At 69.9% G+C, this 18,870-nt stretch carries 20 protein-coding genes and 1 tRNA gene; 11 read left to right on the top strand and 10 right to left on the bottom strand.

All coding sequences use genetic code 11. The features are described 5' to 3' along the window. The first annotated feature begins 28 nt into the window (after positions 1-28). Together ACXVUM_RS17175 and ACXVUM_RS17170 are read left to right on the top strand one after the other, a co-directional pair. Complete coding sequence (locus ACXVUM_RS17175; RefSeq protein WP_458523142.1) at positions 29-916, top strand: carbon-nitrogen hydrolase family protein; 888 nt, start codon at positions 29-31, stop codon at positions 914-916. Next, the gene (locus ACXVUM_RS17170) at positions 913-2,007 is read left to right on the top strand and encodes an MSMEG_0565 family glycosyltransferase (RefSeq protein ID WP_458523141.1); all 1,095 of its coding nucleotides are present in this window, start codon (positions 913-915) and stop codon (positions 2,005-2,007) included. The genes ACXVUM_RS17175 and ACXVUM_RS17170 overlap by 4 nt, the downstream gene beginning before the upstream one ends. Here the strand turns inward: ACXVUM_RS17170 and ACXVUM_RS17165 are convergent. The 3 genes from ACXVUM_RS17165 to ACXVUM_RS17155 are packed head-to-tail and all read right to left on the bottom strand — an operon-like array spanning position 1,983 to position 5,005. Next, a complete protein-coding gene (locus ACXVUM_RS17165) occupies positions 1,983-3,047 on the bottom strand; it encodes a nucleoside hydrolase (RefSeq protein WP_458523140.1) in 1,065 nt (354 codons plus the stop codon). The two genes, ACXVUM_RS17170 and ACXVUM_RS17165, sit on opposite strands and share 25 nt — an antisense overlap. Before the next feature lie 9 nt (positions 3,048-3,056). Continuing rightward, entirely contained in the window at positions 3,057-3,539 is a 483-nt protein-coding gene (locus tag ACXVUM_RS17160; protein WP_458523139.1) for a mycothiol transferase, read from the bottom strand. Then, positions 3,533-5,005, bottom strand: a complete 1,473-nt coding sequence (locus tag ACXVUM_RS17155) for an SDR family NAD(P)-dependent oxidoreductase (protein ID WP_458523138.1) — start codon at positions 5,003-5,005, stop codon at positions 3,533-3,535. Before ACXVUM_RS17155 ends, ACXVUM_RS17160 begins: the two co-directional genes overlap by 7 nt. Positions 5,006-5,035: 30 nt before the next feature. Between ACXVUM_RS17155 and ACXVUM_RS17150 the strand changes: the two genes are divergently transcribed. Continuing rightward, entirely contained in the window at positions 5,036-5,593 is a 558-nt protein-coding gene (locus tag ACXVUM_RS17150) for a gluconokinase (RefSeq protein ID WP_458523137.1), read from the top strand. 38 nt (positions 5,594-5,631) lie between these two features. Here the strand turns inward: ACXVUM_RS17150 and ACXVUM_RS17145 are convergent, their stop codons facing one another. Next, positions 5,632-6,531, bottom strand: a complete 900-nt coding sequence (locus ACXVUM_RS17145; RefSeq protein WP_458523136.1) for a restriction endonuclease — start codon at positions 6,529-6,531, stop codon at positions 5,632-5,634. 228 nt (positions 6,532-6,759) lie between these two features. Further along, positions 6,760-6,845 (bottom strand) — tRNA-Leu (locus ACXVUM_RS17140). 123 nt (positions 6,846-6,968) lie between these two features. Here ACXVUM_RS17140 and ACXVUM_RS17135 point away from each other — a divergent pair. Continuing rightward, positions 6,969-8,309 carry a M20/M25/M40 family metallo-hydrolase gene (locus ACXVUM_RS17135; protein ID WP_458523135.1) on the top strand — a complete coding sequence of 447 codons (1,341 nt, stop codon included), beginning with the start codon at positions 6,969-6,971 and terminating at the stop codon, positions 8,307-8,309. Between the two features lie 190 nt (positions 8,310-8,499). On the opposite strand, the gene ACXVUM_RS17130 is transcribed toward ACXVUM_RS17135, so the two are convergent. Further along, the gene (locus ACXVUM_RS17130; RefSeq protein WP_458523134.1) at positions 8,500-9,609 is read right to left on the bottom strand and encodes a hypothetical protein; all 1,110 of its coding nucleotides are present in this window, start codon (positions 9,607-9,609) and stop codon (positions 8,500-8,502) included. 332 nt (positions 9,610-9,941) lie between these two features. On the opposite strand from ACXVUM_RS17130, the gene ACXVUM_RS17125 reads away from it, so the two are divergent. Continuing rightward, the gene (locus tag ACXVUM_RS17125; RefSeq protein ID WP_458523133.1) at positions 9,942-10,484 is read left to right on the top strand and encodes a YbhB/YbcL family Raf kinase inhibitor-like protein; all 543 of its coding nucleotides are present in this window, start codon (positions 9,942-9,944) and stop codon (positions 10,482-10,484) included. A gap of 28 nt (positions 10,485-10,512) precedes the next feature. Here ACXVUM_RS17125 and ACXVUM_RS17120 read toward each other — a convergent pair whose 3' ends face one another. Genes ACXVUM_RS17120 through ACXVUM_RS17110 form a run of 3 tightly spaced genes read right to left on the bottom strand, consistent with a single transcriptional unit; the run spans position 10,513 to position 12,990 of the window. Beyond that, positions 10,513-11,631, bottom strand: coding sequence for a quinone-dependent dihydroorotate dehydrogenase (locus ACXVUM_RS17120; RefSeq protein WP_458523132.1), 1,119 nt, complete (start codon positions 11,629-11,631; stop codon positions 10,513-10,515). Beyond that, entirely contained in the window at positions 11,628-11,903 is a 276-nt protein-coding gene (locus ACXVUM_RS17115) for a DUF5703 family protein (protein WP_458523131.1), read from the bottom strand. The genes ACXVUM_RS17120 and ACXVUM_RS17115 overlap by 4 nt, the downstream gene beginning before the upstream one ends. Before the next feature lie 49 nt (positions 11,904-11,952). Continuing rightward, the gene (locus ACXVUM_RS17110) at positions 11,953-12,990 is read right to left on the bottom strand and encodes a hypothetical protein (RefSeq protein ID WP_458523130.1); all 1,038 of its coding nucleotides are present in this window, start codon (positions 12,988-12,990) and stop codon (positions 11,953-11,955) included. Between the two features lie 78 nt (positions 12,991-13,068). Between ACXVUM_RS17110 and ACXVUM_RS17105 the strand changes: the two genes are divergently transcribed. The 6 genes from ACXVUM_RS17105 to ACXVUM_RS17080 all read left to right on the top strand — a co-directional run bounded on the left by ACXVUM_RS17105 (position 13,069) and on the right by ACXVUM_RS17080 (position 17,949). Further along, a complete protein-coding gene (locus tag ACXVUM_RS17105) occupies positions 13,069-13,911 on the top strand; it encodes an undecaprenyl-diphosphate phosphatase (protein WP_458523129.1) in 843 nt (280 codons plus the stop codon). A gap of 67 nt (positions 13,912-13,978) precedes the next feature. After that, the gene (locus ACXVUM_RS17100) at positions 13,979-14,707 is read left to right on the top strand and encodes an MSMEG_4193 family putative phosphomutase (RefSeq protein ID WP_458523128.1); all 729 of its coding nucleotides are present in this window, start codon (positions 13,979-13,981) and stop codon (positions 14,705-14,707) included. 58 nt (positions 14,708-14,765) lie between these two features. Then, a complete protein-coding gene (locus ACXVUM_RS17095; protein WP_458523127.1) occupies positions 14,766-15,443 on the top strand; it encodes a DUF3090 domain-containing protein in 678 nt (225 codons plus the stop codon). Continuing rightward, positions 15,440-16,300 (top strand): SCO1664 family protein, encoded by an 861-nt coding sequence (locus ACXVUM_RS17090; protein WP_458523126.1) that lies wholly within the window; start codon positions 15,440-15,442, stop codon positions 16,298-16,300. The genes ACXVUM_RS17095 and ACXVUM_RS17090 overlap by 4 nt, the downstream gene beginning before the upstream one ends. 74 nt (positions 16,301-16,374) lie before the next feature. Continuing rightward, positions 16,375-17,616 (top strand): cysteine--1-D-myo-inosityl 2-amino-2-deoxy-alpha-D-glucopyranoside ligase, encoded by a 1,242-nt coding sequence (gene mshC, locus ACXVUM_RS17085; protein ID WP_458523125.1) that lies wholly within the window; start codon positions 16,375-16,377, stop codon positions 17,614-17,616. A gap of 9 nt (positions 17,617-17,625) precedes the next feature. Continuing rightward, entirely contained in the window at positions 17,626-17,949 is a 324-nt protein-coding gene (locus tag ACXVUM_RS17080; RefSeq protein WP_458523124.1) for a hypothetical protein, read from the top strand. 15 nt (positions 17,950-17,964) lie between these two features. On the opposite strand, the gene ACXVUM_RS17075 is transcribed toward ACXVUM_RS17080, so the two are convergent. After that, positions 17,965-18,843, bottom strand: a complete 879-nt coding sequence (locus ACXVUM_RS17075) for a PAC2 family protein (RefSeq protein ID WP_458523123.1) — start codon at positions 18,841-18,843, stop codon at positions 17,965-17,967. Positions 18,844-18,870: the final 27 nt, after the last annotated feature.

Raw genomic sequence — 18,870 nt, 5'->3', positions numbered from 1 at the left:
ATCGCCGACCGTTCGCTGGGCCGACGCGATGAGCCCGATCACCGTCGGCGCCGTCGCCGCCCACTTCGGTCGGGACCTCTCCCGGTCGCTGGAGAAGGTCCTCACCATCGTGGAGGCCGCCGCCCGCGACGGCGTCGACCTCCTGGTGCTGCCGCACGCCAGTCTCGGCGGATACATCGGGGACCTGCGCGATCCGGATCTCACCGAACTGCCCCCGCCCGTGCGCTTGGACGGCCCCGAGGTGCGGTCGGTGTCGGCCGCCGCGGGAGCGATGACCGTCTGCCTCGGCCTCACCGAGGACGCCGGTCACGGTCTGCGCCACAACACCGCCGTGTGTCTGCACGGGGACGGTGTGCTCGGTGTGCACCGCAAGGTGCACCAACCGGCAGGCGAGGCCCGGGCGTTCGCACCGGGTGATCGGTTCGCCGCGTTCGACACCCCGGTGGGGCGGTTGGGGATGCTGATCGACTACGACAAGACGTTCCCGGAATCGGCACGGACCCTCGCCCTCGACGGAGCCGTCGTGCTCGCCATGTTGTCGGCATGGCCCGCCAGCGTCACCGATCGGGCGTCGCGACTCCCGGCCGACCGGCAGTCCCGCCTGTTCGATCTCTACGACGCCGCCCGCGCCGCCGAGAACCAGGTCGTCGTGGCGTCGGCGAACCAGACCGGGGTGATGGGATCGCTGCGGTTCCTCGGACAGGCGAAGGTCGTCGGACCGGGCGGCGAGACGCTGGCGACCACCCGGTCCAAGGGCGGTATGGCGACGGTGTCGATGGACGTCGACGCCGAGATTGCGCGCGCACGGCGAGTTCTCGACCATCTGCGGGAGCGCCGTCCCGACACGTACCGGGACGGTGAGGCGACCGATGTCGTCGCCGCCGACACCGGCAGACCCGGGGGAGTACCGGCATGAGGATCGCCCTCGTGACCTACTCGACCCGCCCCCGCGGGGGAGTCGTCCACACCCTCAACCTCGCCGAGGCGCTCGCCCGCGCCGGCGCCTCGGTGAGCGTGTGGTCGCTCGCCCGCGACGGGGATCCCGGGTTCTTCCGCCCCGTCGACCCGGCGGTGGAGGTGAACCTGGTGCCGTTCGCGGCGAGGGAGGACGAGTCGGTCGCCGACCGCATCGTCCGGTCGATCGAGGCGTTGTCCGACGGGATCGACCGGACGGGCCACGACATCGTGCACGCCCAGGACTGCATCAGCGCCAACGCGGTCGGGCACTGCGTCCGTACCGTGCACCACCTCGACACCTTCACCACACCGGTGCTCGTCCGGTGCCACGAGAACGCGATCGTGACCCCGTACGCGCACATCTGCGTCTCCGCCGCCGTCGCGGCGGAGGTGGAGGCGGGGTGGGGGATCACCGCCACCGTCATCCCCAACGGCGTCGACGCCGCACGGTTCCGGGACGCCGCGTCGGACGATGCCACCGCCACCGCCGACCGTGCCGCGTGGCGAGATCGACTGGGGCGCTTCGTACTCGCGGTCGGGGGCATCGAGCCCAGAAAGGGCAGCATCGATCTGCTCGAGGCGTGGGCGTCACTGCGCAGCCGACATCCCGACATCGACCTCGTGATCGCGGGCGGGGAGACTCTGTTCGACTACCGCGACTACCGGGCCGCCTTCGACCGACGGGCCGTCGAACTCAAAGCGCACCCCACGGTTCTCGGCCCCGTCGCCGAAGGCGACCTGCCCTCGCTCGTCGCCGCCTGCGACGCGTTCGCGTTCCCGTCGATCAAGGAGGGGTTCGGGCTGGCGGCCATGGAAGCTCTCGCCGCCGGACGACCCGTGGTCACCCGCGACCTGCCCGTGCTGCGAGAGGTGTTCGGCGACACCGTGTCCTATGCGGGCGGTGTGGACGATCTCGCCTCAACCCTCGCGACCGCGCTCACCACCGAGGACCACGACCCGGACGCCGGACGTCGGCTGGCGGAGTCGCTGACATGGGACGCCGCCGCGCGATCGCACCTGGACTTCTACGAGCGCAATCGTTCTCCCTGACCCTCGCCCGAGGCCGTCCGTCGCGCGGTGTCCGCGACGCGGTCGACGATGTCATCGAGAACGGCGTCGGCGTCGGTCGTCGTGGCGACGCGCGCGTTGACCGGACGTCCCCACATCCCGCGGGTGTCGGCCACCGTGGTCCCGCGGGTCAGCGCCCCGTCGACCTCGACGTCGACCACCGCCGGACGTGTCGCGACGATGGACGGGTCGATCGCGACCGCAGCGGCGAACGGGTCGTGCATGTGCGCGATGTAGCCCTCGTCGTGGTCGGCGTGGAACTCGAAGTAGAACCGCACCGCATCGGTGACGTACCGCACCACCGGGTTCGACGCGACCGACCGCGTCCCGTATTCGTCGGCGGGTGTGGGCTGTTCGACGGGGACGCTCTCGGCGGACGCCGCCAGGCGACCGAGATGGTCGGGGGTGAAGACGATCGTCTCGGTGAGGTCGAGCGCGCAGACGATCGGTTCGGGTGCCCCGTCCCGCCCGAACGCCGCGAACACCGCCTTGGCGGCCTCCGGATCGACGGAGACGTTCCACTCCGCCGTCGGGGTGGTGTTGCCGGGGTGTCCGAACGCCCCGCCCATGATGACGAGACGACGCAGCCGTGCGGGCAGGGCGGGATCTGCCTCGATCGCCTGCGCGAGCGTGGTCAGCGGTCCGGTGACGAGTCCGACCACCTCGCCCGGCGCGCGGTTCGTGACGTCGATCCACCAGTCGACGCCGCTGCGCGACGAGGCGGGTCGGGCCGCGGTGGGCAGTTCGGCGTATCCGACACCCAGTGGCCCGTGGGTGTCCTCGGTGGTGCGCAGCGGTGCCACCAACGGCGCGGCGGCGCCGAGAGCGACCGGGATGTCGTCACGTCCGCACACCGACAGCCACGCGAGGTTGTTCGCGCACACCACGTCGGCGGGCACGTTCCCGGCGGTGGACACCACGGCCCGCAGATCGGCAGCCGGGTGGCCGAGCAGGTAGAGGATGGCCAGCGAGTCGTCGATACCGGTGTCGCAGTCGAGGATCAGCGGGACGGGAGTGGCCACCCGGTGACCCTACGCAGAGCCGTCGGGTGCGGCCACGAGCAGGTCGCGGGTCAGCTCGAGCTGGCCGAGGTGCTGAGACAGTTCCCGGATCACGTGGAGCAGCATCCACTCCGCCGTCGCCTCCCGGACCGCGGTGGTCTGTGTGGACCCGACCGCCGTGCGGTCCCGCGGGCCCTCCGTGAGGGCGATCTCGACCCAACCCGGGACGCGGGCCGCGACATCGTCGAGGCGCGCCGTCACGTCGGCGACGGTGCCGGTGGCGGTGAACTCGCCGGCACGGTCACGCGGGATGCGCTCGCCGCCGACGACACTGCCGAGCCAGAACTCGACGAGTCCGACGCAGTGGGTGGCGATGCCGTACGGGGAGTTGGCACCGGGGAGGGGTGGCCGGACGCACGCGCGGTCGTCGCCGAGGTCACCGAGGATGTCTGCGATGGACCGCAGGTTCTGCTGCGCGAGTGCGACGACCGCGTCACCGATCGCCGTCACCACGGGTGGACCCGGAAGTCCTTGAGGAAGCACCCTGCGAGGTCGATCCCGTTCTCCCCGTCCACGATCGGGTGGTAGATCCGGGCGGCGCCGTCGACGAGATCGAGCGGTGCACGGAAACCCTCCTGCGCCAGACGGGTCTTGGTCGTGTGCGGGCGCTCGTCGGTGATCCACCCCGTGTCGACGGCGGTCACGAGGATCCCGTCCCGGGCGAGGTCGTCGGCGCTGGTGCGGGTCAACATGTTCAGCGCCGCCTTGGCCATGTTCGTGTGCGGGTGGCCCGGCCCCTTGTAGCGGCGCGAGAACACCCCCTCCATCGCGGACACGTTGACCACGTACCGGCGGCGTGCCGTCGAGGCACGCAGCGCCGGGGTGAGCCGCGACAGCAGGATGAACGGCGCCACGCTGTTGCACAGCTGCACCTCGAGCAGCTCGAGCGGGTCGACGCCGTCGACGGTGGCGACCCAGCTGTTCGTCGACACCAGGTCCGGGAGCAGCCCGCCCGCGTCCACTGCGGTGCCGTCGGCGACGCGTGCCGGTGATGCCGACCCACCGACCATCGCCGCGGCCGCCAGCGCGCGCGCCCCGGCGTCCGACATCGCCCCGTCCGAGGTGCCGGGGGTCGTGGAATCGGTCGCGGAGAGCAGCGCCGCCGGGTGGACCGCCGCCTCGCCGACCGTCAGGACGGGCACCGTCGCTGCCGCGCCCGTGAGCGGCGCGTGCTCCGCGTCGACCAGGGAGCGGTAGGCGCCGGGTGAGCGCCGCACGGTCTGCGCGGCGTTGTTGATCAGGATGTCGAGAGGGCCACCGGCGGCGATCTCGTCGGCGAGTGACACCACCTGTGCCGGGTCGCGCAGATCGATGCCGACGATGTGGAGTCGGTGCAACCAGTCCTGTGCATCGGGTCGCGCGGCGAAACGGCGTGCGGCGTCGCGGGGGAAGCGGGTGGTGATGGTGAGGTCGGCACCGTCGCGGAGCAGCATCAGGGCGACGTGCATGCCGATCTTGGCTCGCCCACCGGTCAGCAGGGCGCGCCGGCCGGTCAGGTCGACCCGCTGATCCCGACGGTCGCCGTTGCTGCGGACGCAGTCGGGGCACAGCTGATGGTGGAACGCGTCGACCTGCGTGAACGGGCGCTTGCAGATGTAGCAGCCCTGGGCGCGGACGAGGTGACCGGCGACCCCCGTCGCGGACGACGTCAGCGGCAGACCGGCTGTCTCGTCGTCGACACGGTCGGGGGAGCCGGTCGCCGTGGCGTCGAGAACAGCGCGATCGGCCTCGGTCCGCCTGCGCCGGGCGTTGTCGCGCCGTGTCCGCTTCACCTGCTTGAACATCGCGCCGACCGCGCGTTGCACGGCGATCGAATCCGGGTGCGCGGGATCGAGGTCGGCCGCGCGATCAAGGATGTCGCGGAGCTGGTCCAGCTCGTCGGCCGGGATACCCGGATGCCGTGTGGTCTGCCCGGTCACGGCCAGAAGTGTAGGAGAGGGACTCCTCGAGTGCGCGACCCGACCGTCGCGGCGTGCTACAAGAGGGGTGTGGACGATGCCGCGCCGACCGACCGCCACATCTGCGTCATGGGGGTGAGCGGGTCGGGCAAGAGCACCATCGCCTCCCGGCTCGCGACCAGACTGGACCGATCCTTCTGCGACGCCGACGATCTGCACCCGCAGTCCAACGTCGACAAGATGGCGGCGGGCATCCCGCTCACCGACGAGGACCGTCGGCCCTGGCTGGACTCCGTCGTCGCCTGGTGCGACGACCAGGCCGCTGGGGGTCGATCCACCGTCTTCGCGTGTTCCGCGCTGCGTCGCAGCTATCGCGACCACCTGTCGCAGGCGCAGGGTGGGGTGCTGTTCGTGGAGCTGGCGGTGCCGGAGGACGAGCTGCGTCGTCGGCTCGAAACCCGGTCCGGGCATTACATGAAGGTGCAGATGTTGGCGTCGCAGCTGGAGACGTTCGAGGACCTCGAACCCGACGAGAACGCCGTGACGATCGATGCCACACAGGAGATCGAGACGACGGTCGCCGCGGCAGCCGATGCTGCTCAACGTTGAAGAGTCCCGCCGCACTGCGCTCGCCCCGGCGACAACGACTACTCGGTCGACAGCATCCAGACACGCTTCAACGGCGCTTTCGCACGAATCTCCTCTGGTAGCGCGTCGTACCTAGCGAGAACCGCGTCGACGACGTCCTGAGCCTCCCACACCCGAACGCGCATGGGGCTGGCGTGGACCTGGTTCCAGGCTGGTTTGGTAAGGCCTCCCCACGCCACCAGCAGGCCCTGCGTTGCACCTTGTTGAGCCATGGCGCCGTGAAGCTGTTGAACGACAGGCGCATTTACTTGACCACCAGACTTCACCTGCACGATGAGGAGTGGGTCGTCGAGGCCCAACAGTCCCCGTCCAGCGTTTATGTCTACGCCCCCGTCTGGCCCCGGCGGCGCCTGCCGACAGTCGAATCCATCCAGCCTCAAAAGCGCCGTCACAAGAGTCGCCAGGTCATGCCCTGCGAACTCCTCCGCAAGCTTCGCGCTGATCTGAAGCTGCGCGACATATTCAATGTCGGGCGACGACTCCGGCTCGTCCACCGCGTCGTCCGCGAGAGCTACCGCGCTGGATTCGTGAGATGACAGCCCGAGGAAGTACGCCTGCCCTGGGTCGACGCCGTCATCAAGAACACGCTCGAGGCGTTCCACCGCGTAGTTCTTCGTGGGCGCAAATATCGTCAATGCGCTACCTAGCGTGAAGAGCAGATCTTGCTTGATCGCGGTTCGCGGAAGGTCAGTCCGCTGCCATTCGACCTCCACGACGTGGCGAAGACTCGGGTCCACCTCCTGGCCGAGGTATCTGTAGGGACTCTTCACGCGTCCGATGGCAATCTGTTTGGTCGTCTTCATCGGCAGGACCATCACATCACCAGCAGAAATACGAGCCCGAAGCGCCCACAACTGCCCAGCGTAGTTCGCAACGGCGCCTGGCTTCAGATCGCTCAACTTCTCACTGACGAGCGCAGCAAGCGATTCTCGGGAGTCATACGGGGCCAGGTCAGGAAACTCGTGCCAGCCAGTTCCGGCGTAACCGTGCGCAACGGCCCACGATTCCCGTTCGCCATGTTTACCTGACCGGACTACCCATGCTGAACTCAAAGCTTCTCGCAGACTGTGCCATCTAAGAACGCGTGTAGCGAAAAGACTAACCGTGCGGATACCGCCAACATGTTGTGTCCGGAGGGGGACTTGAACCCCCACGCCCGTTAATAGGGCACTAGCACCTCAAGCTAGCGCGTCTGCCATTCCGCCACCCGGACATCTGCGCCGCGGTGAGCAGCGCGTCGACCACACTAGCGGAGGGCGCGCACGGTCCCCAAATCTCCCGGACAGCGCGATTCGCACGCGTCCGTGGAGTGCCGGTCGGTGATAGGAATGCTCAGGTGACCGACGACTCCACACCCCGCGCCACCGACGAGGTGGTCGACCTGGTCAGCAGGTTGATCCGCTTCGACACGTCCAACACCGGTGACCTGGCGACGACCGTGGGCGAGGAGGAGTGCGCCCGCTGGGTCGCAGAGCAACTCGCCGAGGTCGGCTACGAGACCGAGTACGTCGAGTCCGGTCAGCCCGGCCGCGGCAACGTCTTCGCGCGCCTGCGGGGATCCGACCCCGACCGCGGCACCCTGCTGCTGCACACCCACCTCGATGTGGTGCCGGCGCGGCCCGAGGACTGGAGCGTGCACCCGTTCGCCGGGTCGGTGAAGGACGGATACGTCTGGGGCCGCGGTGCCATCGACATGAAGGACATGGTCGGGATGGCCCTGGCGCTGGCCCGCCAGTTCGCCCGCGAGGGGACCTTCCCGCCGCGCGACATCCTGTTCGCGTTCTTGGCCGACGAGGAGGCCGGTGGCAAGTGGGGATCGCACTGGCTGGTGGACAACCGCCCCGACCTGTTCGACGGCGTCACCGAGGCGGTCGGCGAGGTGGGCGGGTACTCGCTCACCGTCGACACCCCCGGCGGTGACACGAAGCGGCTCTACCTCGTCGAGACGGCGGAGAAGGGCATCGCGTGGATGAAGCTCACCGCCACGGCGACCGCGGGGCACGGGTCGTTCCTCCACGAGAACAACGCCGTCACGATCCTCGCGGAGGCCGTCGCCAAGCTGGGCCGCCACACGTTCCCGCTGGTGATGACCGAGTCGGTGGGGGAGTTCCTCGCGGCGGTGTCGCACGAGTCGACCCTGGACCTCGACGCGTCGTCACCTGATCTGGAGACCACCCTGTTCAAACTCGGATCGATCGCACGCATCGTCGGCGCGACCCTCCGGGACACGGCCAATCCGACGATGCTCGACGCCGGGTACAAGGCCAACGTCATCCCGCAGACGGCGACCGCAGTGGTCGACTGCCGAGTACTACCCGGACGTCAGGCGCAGTTCGAGGCCGAGGTGGACGACATCATCGGCCCCGACGTGACGCGCGAGTGGGTCACGAAACTCGACTCGTACGAGACCACGTTCGACGGGGACCTCGTCGACGCCATGAACGACGCGATCCTCGCCTTCGACCCCGACGGTCGGACGGTGCCGTACATGTTGTCCGGCGGTACCGACGCCAAGGCGTTCGCCAAGCTCGGGATCCGGTGCTTCGGGTTCGCGCCGCTGCAGCTCCCGCCCGATCTCGACTTCGCGGCGTTGTTCCACGGCGTCGACGAGCGTGTCCCCGTCGACGGTCTCCTGTTCGGCGTGCAGGTTCTGGAGCACTTCCTGCTGCACAGCTGATCCCGACCCGTCGGAACACGATCACGCGGCGTCGTCTGTCCGTCTCGCCGGTGCGCGGGATCTGTGTTCGTGGCCGGTGGGTGTGCGGACGAGGGCTTCGTGGTGGCCGTGGTCGTCGAGGTTGGTGGTGACCTGCCAGCCGGGGTTCTCTTTCTGCCGGTTGTGGGTCCGACATTCCCCCAGCCCGTTGTCAGCGGTGGTCGGCCCGCCGGTGTGATGGGGATGGGCGTGGTCGATCTCGGCGATCGGGGCGTCGCAGTACGGGATCCGACACGACACATCGCGGCGGGTCAGAAATCGGCGTAGGCCTGTCGGGAACAGCCGCGCCTTCGACTCCATCGCGACCAGCGCCCCAGTCTCGGGGGTCGCGAACAGTCGCCTCAGCGCGACGTGCGCGTCGTGGTCGAGGGCGTCCGCGATGAGATCGCGTGCGGTAGCGGCGGGGATGGGTCCGTAGCCGGGAACGTCTGCCGCGGCGGTCCCCGCCCCCGTCCCCGACCAGGACGTCGGCGGGTACGACCACATCGACGGCGAGGGGGATCGCCCCGGGCACGGCCACCCCGGTGAGGCGACGCAGCAGGGTGTCGGCCATGACCTGGGCGTGGGTGCGGTCGTCGGACTGACAGATCAGATCTGCTTGCTTCTTCAGGGCGGCGTAGGCGGCGATCCCCGCCGTCATCGGCAACAACGCGGACAGTTGCACCATGGCATCGGGTTTCGGTCGCAGGCTCACCCGCCGATCCTTCGGGGCCGAGGCGTTGCGATCGACCACGGCGTGCGGGTCACGGGAGTAGGCGATCTGCCTCGCGAGCGCCGCCAGCGCTCGGTCCCCGACACCGTCGAGGGTGGCGGGATCCGCGCAGAGGGCGTTGTCGATCGCACGACGATCCTCCACCTGCAGATACCCGGTTTCGCGGACCAGGATGGTGGCCCGCCACTCCGACAACGACCCCTCCCGCAGACGCGTGAAGGTGTTCGGCATCTCGCCCATCGCCCGGGCGAACCCCAGATACCGGCCACCGGCGTTACCCGAGACCCGCCGCGCCAACGCGACCTCTGCCGACAGTCCGCGGCAGCGTCGCTCGACCGGTACACCCCGCTCGGCCTCCGCCGCGGACCGCAACTCCTGCAGACGCAGGGTCTGCTCGGCCTGCGTCGCCGCACACGCAGCTTTGACCGACTCGGCCAGAGAGATCAGATCGATCGCCTCGGCCTCATCACCGGCGGCCGGTAGGTCGGCCAGCACAGCCATGACATCACGCAGCGCCTCGCGGGCGTCGGGGGTGCCGGTGTGCTCCATACGCACATGTGTACACGAGGGGTCCGACAATCCCCGAGGCCCAAACCCGCGTGTGCACAACCACATTCACGACCCCGCACCCCCGTTTGTTGGGCGGCCGGAACCGTCGAGTGGGCGGCTCCCGACGTCGACTGGGCGGTACCCGACGTCGCGGAGCACCCGACCGCCCAACGAACGGTCCCTACCGCCCAACGAACGGTCCCGGCCGCCCAACGAACGTCCGGAAACGCCCACTCGACGGGTGGTGGGAAGGCTCGAGGGCCGGCAGTGGTTGTGCGTCATGGAGGCGCGTGTCCGCGCGCCGTCGAGACGAGAGGATGTGCCCTACAGACATGTCGAGTTACAACCCGTACGACGCGCTCCCGGACCTCCCGGCGTTCACCGTGACGTCGGAGAGCTTCACCGACGGATCCGCCTGGGGCGACCGCCAGGCCAGCGGGATGATGGGCCCCGGCGGTGACGACGCGTCGCCGCAGATCACCTGGTCCGGATTCCCCGCCGAGACGAAGAGCTTCGCGGTCACCGTCTACGACCCCGACGCCCCGACCGCCTCGGGCTTCTGGCACTGGGCCGTCGCCGACATCCCGGTGTCGACCACGTCGCTGCCGGAGGGTGCCGGAGACGACGACGGCAGCGGGCTCCCGGAAGGCGCGGTCACCCTCGCGAACGACGGCGGGATGAAGCGCTTCGTCGGCGCCGCCCCGCCTCCCGGCCACGGGCCGCACCGCTATTTCGTCGCCGTCCACGCGGTCGACGTCGAGTCCCTCGACCTACCCGACGGCGCGACGCCGGCGTTCCTCGGCTTCAACCTGTTCAGTCATGCGATCGGTCGTGCGTACATCCGCGCGACGTTCGAGGTACCCGCCGAGGACTGATCCCGAGCAGGGAACGTGTCGACACCCCTCACGCCCGCGAGGCGTGGGGGGTGTCCTCTGTTCCGACAGCCTCGGCGAGCGACCGGAAGCCGTTGTCCCGGAGTCGCTGTGCCAGCCCGTCGTGGATGTCACGGATCCACATGGGTCCGCCGTAGATGAATCCGGTGTATCCCTGCAGCAGCGACGCACCGGCACGGATGCGCTCCCACGCCTGATCGGCGGTCTCGATACCGCCGACGGACACCAGCGGGAGCCGATCACCGACGCGCGCGTACAGACGGCGCAGCACCTCCAGCGATCGGTCGGCCAGCGGGGCTCCCGACAGCCCGCCGGCACCCATCCGTCCCACCTCCTCGGCGTCGGTGCGCAGACCGGACCGGCCGATGGTCGTGTTCGTGCAGACGATGCCGTCGAGCCCGAGGTCGACGGCGAGGTCGGCGATCGCGTCGACGTCCTCGTCGGAGAGGTCGGGGGCGATCTTCACCAGCACGGGGATGTCCACGACGTCCTGCACCGCGCCCAACAGGGGTCGCAGCGAGGCGACCGCCTGCAGGTCGCGCAGGCCGGGCGTGTTCGGCGAGCTGACGTTGACGACGAGGAAGTCGGCGACGGGACCCAGCAGCCGCGCACTGTGCAGGTAGTCCTCCACCGCGTCGGCGGCGTCGACGACCTTCGTCTTGCCGATGTTCGCCCCGATGGGGACCGACGTCGGCCCACCCCGGCGACGAGACAGCCGGTGGGCAGCCGCGGCCGCCCCGTGGTTGTTGAACCCCATCCGGTTGATCAGTGCGCGGTCGGCGGGTAGGCGGAACAGACGGGGCGAGGGGTTGCCGGGCTGTGCGGCCCCGGTCACGGTGCCCACCTCCGCGAAACCGAACCCGAGGCCCGCCCAGGCGTCGACGGACCGGGCGTCCTTGTCGAAGCCGGCCGCGAGGCCGAGCGGTGCGGAGAAGTCGACGCCGAACACGGTGGTGGCGAGTATCGGGTCGCGTCGGGCGAACACCCGGCGGGTCACCGCGGCGACGCGGGGGCGCGCCAGCACGTGCTCAAGCACTGCGGAGGCGACCGTGTGGATGCGCTCGGGGTCGATCAGGAACATCACCCGCAGCGCGAACGGATAGATCAGACGGTAGATCGCGTCGATCACGAGTCGCCGCTCTCGCCGGCCGGCGATCCTGGCCCGGTGCGGGGCCGACGGCGTTTCAGGAGCACCTTGCGGGTCCCGTCGGAGTAGAGACGCACGCGCGAGATCTCCCAGCCGCCGAACTCCGCCTCGATGGCCAGGCGGACCGATGCGGTCACACGGGTCACGTCGGGCGGCAGACGCAGCGGGACGTACTCGTAGTCACCCCGGGTGTTGATCGACCACTCACTCGGGAACCCCGGCGAGCGGCCACCGGTCACTCCCGATCTGCGCATGTCGCCTCCTGCTCTCCGGTGCGTTCCCGACCACGTCGACGCGCCGCCCTCAGTACGCCGCCTGCAACCCGTCGCCGTCGGCCGACACCAGGTAGACGACGCCGGAGTCGCTGTCGACGGCCAGCGCGTCGGCCTGTCTCACGGTGGTCAACTGTCGCCGCTGTACCGGGATTCCGGACGCGAGGTCGAACGCGACGAGACCGTTGTCACCCGTGGTCGCGACCCAGGCCAGGTTGCGAGTGTCGTCGTATCCTACGGCGTACGGTCCGCCGGGCACGGGATAGCGGAACCGCATGACGATCGGGTCGCCGTAGAACGCCACGATGTCCCCCGAGCGGGTGTCGGTGACCAGGAACCGCCCGTAGTGGTCCACGGTGAGGTTGGTCGCCCCGTTCCCGGCCCGCAGCGCCTCACCGAGCGACGAGTCCGCGATGTCGACGGTGGTGACCGACGACTGTGCCCGGTCGAGTGCGAGCACCTGGTCGTCGCGGCCGGGCCGGGGATGGACGGCGATCGCGTCGACCCGCACCAGCCCGCCGATCCGTGTGACCGTCCCGTCCGCCCTCGACGGATCGACGACGGTGAGATCGCCGGTGGCGCTGCCGACGGCGATCCGCCCGTCGGACAGTCGAGCGATCGACAACGGTTCCGACACCGGGATCTGCCGGGACGTGACCGCCCCCGTCGCGAGGTCGACGGTCAGCAACCGGTCCGCAGCGACCGCGACCAGCACGCCCGCGCGCGGCGCCCCGAGTACGTCCACCGCGGTCGGCAACGAGATCGACCGCAGCGCAACGGGTTTGCGAGGATCAGCGACGGAGTAGACCGAGACCGACGTGCGGTCGGCCCCGAGGACGGCGACCCGACGGTCCGGATCGTCCAGCACGATCGACGAGGACGCCGGGGCGGGCACCACGGTCCCCGACGGCGCCTGCGTCCCCACGGGTGGGGCAGCCAGCGGCGTCTGCGGGACGGTGGTCGCGACATCGGGTCGCGGGGACCCTCCGCCGGATCCGCACGCTGCGGCGAGACCCGCCGCGACGACGATCGCGACAGCGCCGAGCGCTCGACGGTGGTGAACAGCCATGGCGTCCATAGTGCTGTACCGCCGGGGCACCACAACGCGCCCGGGTGGGTGGGATGTCCGTGTCGTACGATCCTCGCCGTGAGCGACGCGATGACGTGGACCCAGGCCGTCGTTCTCGGGGCCGTGCAGGGCCTGACGGAGTTCCTGCCGGTCAGCTCGTCGGGACATCTGCGCATCGTGTCCGGCGTGTTCTTCGGTGACGACGCCGGCGCGTCGTTCACCGCGGTCACCCAGCTCGGCACGGAAGCTGCGGTGCTGCTGTACTTCCTCCGCGACATCGTGCGCATCGTGATCGCCTGGGCGCGTGGCCTGTTCTCGCCGGGCGAGCGCGGCCTGGACTACCGCATCGGCTGGTACGTGATCTTCGCCACCATCCCGATCGGCATCCTCGGATTCGTGTTCAAGGACGAGATCCGCACGGGCGCAAGAAATCTGTGGCTCATCGCGACGATGCTCATCGTGTTCTCCGGCGTCATCGTGCTCGCCGAACGGTTGGGCACACGTCGCCGTCCGATCGAGGAACTGACTCTGCGCGACGGACTGACCATGGGGCTCGCGCAGTGTCTCGCCCTCGTGCCCGGCGTGTCCCGGTCGGGTGCGACCGCCAGCGCGGGCCTCTTCCTCGGCCTCGAACGCGCAGCGGCGGTCCGTTTCTCGTTCCTGCTCGCGATCCCCGCCGTCACCGCCTCCGGACTGTTCAGCCTGCCCGACGCGTTCCAGCCGAGCGGTGAGGGTCTCGAGGCCTCGGGTCCGCAACTGCTCGTCGCGACCGTCATCGCCTTCGTCATCGGCTTCGCGTCGATCGCCTGGCTGCTCAAGTTCGTCGAGCGCCACTCGCTGAACTGGTTCGTCGGCTACCGCGTCGCGGTCGGTGTGATCGTGCTGATCCTCCTCACCGCCGGGGTCGTGAGCGCCACCTGACGGCGATCACCGCACGCACGCCGGTACCCGTCGGCGCCACGCCGATCGAATGCCTAGGGTGAGCTGTGTGACCGTCATCCTGCTGCGCCACGGGCGTTCGACCGCCAACACCTCGGGTGTGCTGGCCGGACGCGGCGGGGGAGTCGATCTCGACGACACCGGCCGCACCCAGGCCGACGGTGTGATCGACCGCCTCGCGGACGTCGCCGACCTCGTCGGCATCGTCCGATCGCCCCTGCAACGGTGCGAGCAGACCGTCGACCCGCTCGCCCGGGCCCGCGGCATCGAGCCGATCGTCGACGAACGGCTCGTCGAGGTGGACTACGGGTCGTGGACCGGCCGCAAGATCACCGAGCTCGTCGGCGAGGACCTGTGGAAGACGGTGCAGCAGCAGCCGTCGGCGGCGGTCTTCCCCGACGGTGAGGGACTCGCGGACGTGCAGGCGAGGGCCGTGCGTGCGATCCGCGAACTCGATGCCCGCCTGTCCGGGGCCGATCGGTCCGGGGTGTGGGTCGCCTGCACGCACGGAGACGTCATCAAGGCGATCATCGCCGACGCGATGGGCGTCCACCTCGACTCGTTCCAGCGGATCGTCGTGGAACCGTCGTCGATGAGCGTGATCCGGTACAGCTCCGCGCGGCCGTACGTCCACGGCGTCAACTCCACGACGGGACGCCCCCCGGTCCCGCCACCACCGCCGAGACCCGCGGAGGGCGAGGCCGAGTCGGCGCCGAACCAGGACGACGCGGTGATCGGCGGGTCGACCGGCACATCGGCGCAGCAGGTACGGCCATAATCGACACAGACCGGCGAGCGGGCGACGCACGCCGAGCCACGAGCAGCGAGGAGGTGTGATGCCCAGGGCGATCCATGTGTTCCGCAGTCCGGACCGATTCGTCGCCGGAACGGTCGGGACCCCCGGTGACCGCACGTTCTACCTCCAGGCCACCCACGAGGCACGAATCGTCAGCGTCCTGCTCGAGAAGCAGCAGGTGCAGATCCTCGCCGAGCGCATCGGTGCTCTCCTGGAGGAGATCCACCGACGGTTCGGCACCCCCCTCCCGCCGGACGACGACCGCATCGACGACCTGCAGCCGCTGACGATGCCTGTCGACGCGGAGTTCCGTGTCGGCACGATGGGCCTCGGCTGGGACGCGGAGTCCGAGGCCGTCGTCGTCGAGTTGCTCGCCATCACCGAGGGCGACTTCGACGAGAGTGTCGTCCTCGACGACACCGAGGAGGGACCCGACGCGGTCCGCGTGTTCCTCTCGACGACGGCTGCCCGCGAGTTCGCCGCCCGGTCCACCCGGGTCATCTCGGCCGGACGCGAGCCGTGTCCGCTGTGCGGGCAGCCGCTCGACGCGTCCGGACACATCTGCGTCCGCACCAACGGCTTCAAGCGGGACGTCGCCTTCGACAAGTCACTGGACTTCGTCGACCCCGACGTCTTCGACGACCCCGATCTGCGCGATGCGCTCGAGGAGGACCCGGAGGACGACGACCCCGACGGCCCGGGGCCCGCGACTCCATGACGTCGGCGTCCGACGTGCCCGACCGCGACCTGCCCGAGACGCACCCCCGGACCGACGTCACCACGCTGCTGAGCACCGGTGACCTGGAACTGATCGGCCAGGTCCGATCGGCGAGCAACGCGACGCTGGTGTGCGACTCCGTGCTCGGCGACGAACGCCTGCGGTGTGTCTACAAGCCCATCCGCGGCGAGCAGCCGCTGTGGGACTTCCCGGACGGCACCCTCGCCGGTCGCGAGGTGGCGTCCTACCGGATCAGCGCCGCCCTGGGCTGGTCGGTCATCCCCGAGACCGTCCTGCGTGACGGTCAGTTCGGGACCGGGATGGTGCAACGCTGGATCGACACCCCCGAACCGCGTGACGTCGTGCCCGACCACCTCGACCTCGTCGACCTGTGTCCGGCCGACCTCGTGCCCGACGACTACCGACGCATCCTCGACGCCTACGACTCCCGCGGCGAGGAGGTCACGTTGGTCCACGCCGACGACCCACGTCTGCTGCGGATGGCGGTCCTCGACGTGATCATCAACAACGCCGACCGCAAGGGCGGCCATGTGCTCGAGGGGCTCGACGGCAACGTCTACGGCGTCGACCACGGGATCTGTCTGCACGTGGAGGACAAGCTGCGGACGGTGCTGTGGGGATGGTCGGGCGAGGTGGTGCCGGCCCATCTGGTCGCCGACGTCGCCGGTCTGTGCGACGCGTTGGCGACCGACACCGACGACCTCGTCCTGGGACTGCGCGAGCTCATCACCCCCGGCGAGATCGCCGCGTTGCGGGAACGGGCGGAGTTCCTCGTCGAGGTGCCGGAGATGCCGACCGCGGACCGCTCGCGACCGATTCCCTGGCCGGCCTTCTGAGCACTGCGCAGCTGCGGTGCGCGGTGCGGGCGGCCGATTCTCACCTCGCCGCGGCCCGACCCTAGGGTGGGGGCATGCAGTCGTGGTCGCGTGTCGAGGTCCGGCCGGTTCCGGGCGAGGGTCCCCAGCTCCGTCTCCACGACACGTCGGACGCGCAGGTCCGCCCGGTCACCCCGGGACCGACGGCGACGATGTACGTCTGCGGGATCACCCCGTACGACGCGACCCATCTCGGTCACGCCGCGACCTACCTCACCTTCGACCTGATCCACCGCATCTGGCTCGACGCCGGACACGACGTGCACTACGTGCAGAACGTCACCGACGTCGACGACCCGCTGTTCGAGCGCGCCGAGCGCGACGGGATCGACTGGCGTGACCTCGGGGAGCGCGAGACCCGCCTCTTCCGCGACGACATGGCTGCGCTCCGTGTGCTGCCGCCACACCACTACGTCGGTGCGGTCGAGTCGATCGACGAGGTCGTCGAACTCGTCGGAAAACTCTTGGCGTCGGGCGCGGCCTACGTCGTCGACGACGCGGAGCACCCCGACATCTACTTCCGGACCGACGCGACACCGCAGTTCGGTTACGAGTCGAACTACGACCGGGCGACCATGGAGACGTTCTTCGCCGAGCGCGGCGGCGACCCCGACCGTCCCGGCAAGCGCGACCCGCTCGACGCGCTGATCTGGCGTGCGGCCCGCGAGGGGGAGCCCTCGTGGGAGTCGCCGCACGGACCCGGCCGTCCGGGCTGGCACATCGAGTGCGCCGCGATCGCCCTCGACCGGCTCGGCGCACCGCTCGACATCCAGGGCGGCGGCAGCGATCTGATCTTCCCGCACCACGAGTTCTCCGCCGCGCACGCCGAGGCGGTGACCGGCGAGCGGCGGTTCGCCGGGCACTACGTGCACACCGGGATGATCGGGCTCGACGGCGAGAAGATGTCGAAGAGCCTGGGCAACCTCGTCTTCGTGTCCAAGCTCACCGCTGCGGGTGTCGATCCCGGCGCCATCCGGCTCGCGGTGTTCTCCGCGCACTACCGCGCCGACCGGATGTGGACCGACGCGGTCCTCGACGAGGGTGTGGCGCGCCTCGCCCGGTGGCGGGACGCCGTCGCCCGGGGCACCGGACCCGATCCCGACGACGTCATCCTGCGACTGCGCACCCACCTCGCCGATGACCTCGACACGCCGCGGGCGTTGGCCGCGATCGACGGGTGGGTAACCGACGTCGAACGGGGGATCGGGTCGGTCGACGACGCGGGGTCCCGCGTCGCCGACGCGGTCGACGCCTTGCTCGGTGTCGAGCTGCGTTAGGTTCTCCGCGTGGCCCATCTCACGGAACTGGACCCCGACACCTCCGAGGGCGTGTGGACGGTCGTGACCCGCACCTCGACCTACCTCCTCGACTTCGAGGAGATGACCCTTCTCCGTGCGCCCGGTGTCGGCGGTCCGCCGCCCGGCAGCGACGGTCAGGACCCGTGGGCGGTCAGCCAACTCCGACGTGACTCCGAGGACATCCCGCTGCTGGGGGTGAAGTCCTGCCGGATCGGGGAGTCCGCCCAGTTCTGGGTGCGTGCGGTCGACGATCCGGACGTGCGCACATGGCGCATCACCACACCGGTGGTCTCGATCGAACGGATCAGCTGACCGCGACGCGGGCCGTCAGCCCCCGAACGACCCCGGGCCGCGTCGGCGGAGGTAGCGCTCGAACTCCGCCGCCAGCGCGTCGCCGTCGATCTTGCTCATCGCGTCCTCGACGCTGACCTCGGCGTCGCCGCGCTCCTCGAGTCCGCGCACGTACTCGGCGATCTCCTCGTCGTCCTCGGTCATCTCGGTGACCGCTTCCTCCCACTCCTGGGCCTGCGCGGGGAGGTCACCGAGGGGCACCTCCAGGTCGAGGACCTCCTCGACCCGCTCCAACAGCGCGACGGTGGCCTTGGGGTTGGGCGGAGTGGAGACGTAGTGCGGAACCGCCGCCCAGAACGACACCGCCGGGATCCCCTCGGCGACACAGGCGTGCTGCAGCACGCCGGTGATCCCGGTGGGCCCCTCGTAGCGGCTCTCCTGCAGGTTGTGCGCGAGGGCGGACTCCGCGCTGTACGTCGTGCCGGTCACCGGCACCGGGCGCGTGTGCGGCGCGTCGGCGAGGAGCGCACCGAGGATGACCATCGTCTGCACCTCGAGGCGTCGGGCGATGTCGATGATCTCGGCGCAGAACTGTCGCCACCGCATGTTCGGCTCGATACCGCGCAGCAGGACCACATCGTGGTCCGCGCCGGGTGGGCTGCACCACGAGATCGACGTGGCGGGCCACTCGATACGTCGCATCACACCGTCCACCTGCTTTACGATGGGCCGGTTGACCTGGAAGTCGTAGTAGTCGTCGGAGTCGATCTCGACGAGGGGGAGGGCATCCCAGATCAGCGCCAGATGCTCGACCGCGCCGCTGGCGGCGTCGCCGGCGTCGTTCCATCCCTCGAAGGCCGCGACCAGGATCGGCGCCCGCAACGTGGGCAGTGGGGACGACTGGTCAGCGCTCACCGGCCCAGCCTACGACCGAACACCGAA

The organism is Williamsia sp. SKLECPSW1 (assembly GCF_054332755.1).
This window is presented reverse-complemented; position numbering and strand designations above follow the sequence as displayed.

What these genes read in the sequence shown, in the direction of transcription:
- ACXVUM_RS17175 (WP_458523142.1), top strand. Translation starts at nt 29, where the DNA reads ATGAGCCCGATCACCGTCGGCGCCGTCGCCGCCCACTTCGGTCGGGAC.
- ACXVUM_RS17170 (WP_458523141.1), top strand. Translation starts at nt 913, where the DNA reads ATGAGGATCGCCCTCGTGACCTACTCGACCCGCCCCCGCGGGGGAGTC.
- ACXVUM_RS17130 (WP_458523134.1), bottom strand. Translation starts at nt 9,609, where the DNA reads ATGGAGCACACCGGCACCCCCGACGCCCGCGAGGCGCTGCGTGATGTC.
- ACXVUM_RS17125 (WP_458523133.1), top strand. Translation starts at nt 9,942, where the DNA reads ATGTCGAGTTACAACCCGTACGACGCGCTCCCGGACCTCCCGGCGTTC.
- ACXVUM_RS17115 (WP_458523131.1), bottom strand. Translation starts at nt 11,903, where the DNA reads ATGCGCAGATCGGGAGTGACCGGTGGCCGCTCGCCGGGGTTCCCGAGT.
- ACXVUM_RS17110 (WP_458523130.1), bottom strand. Translation starts at nt 12,990, where the DNA reads ATGGCTGTTCACCACCGTCGAGCGCTCGGCGCTGTCGCGATCGTCGTC.
- ACXVUM_RS17095 (WP_458523127.1), top strand. Translation starts at nt 14,766, where the DNA reads ATGCCCAGGGCGATCCATGTGTTCCGCAGTCCGGACCGATTCGTCGCC.
- ACXVUM_RS17090 (WP_458523126.1), top strand. Translation starts at nt 15,440, where the DNA reads ATGACGTCGGCGTCCGACGTGCCCGACCGCGACCTGCCCGAGACGCAC.
- mshC (WP_458523125.1), top strand. Translation starts at nt 16,375, where the DNA reads ATGCAGTCGTGGTCGCGTGTCGAGGTCCGGCCGGTTCCGGGCGAGGGT.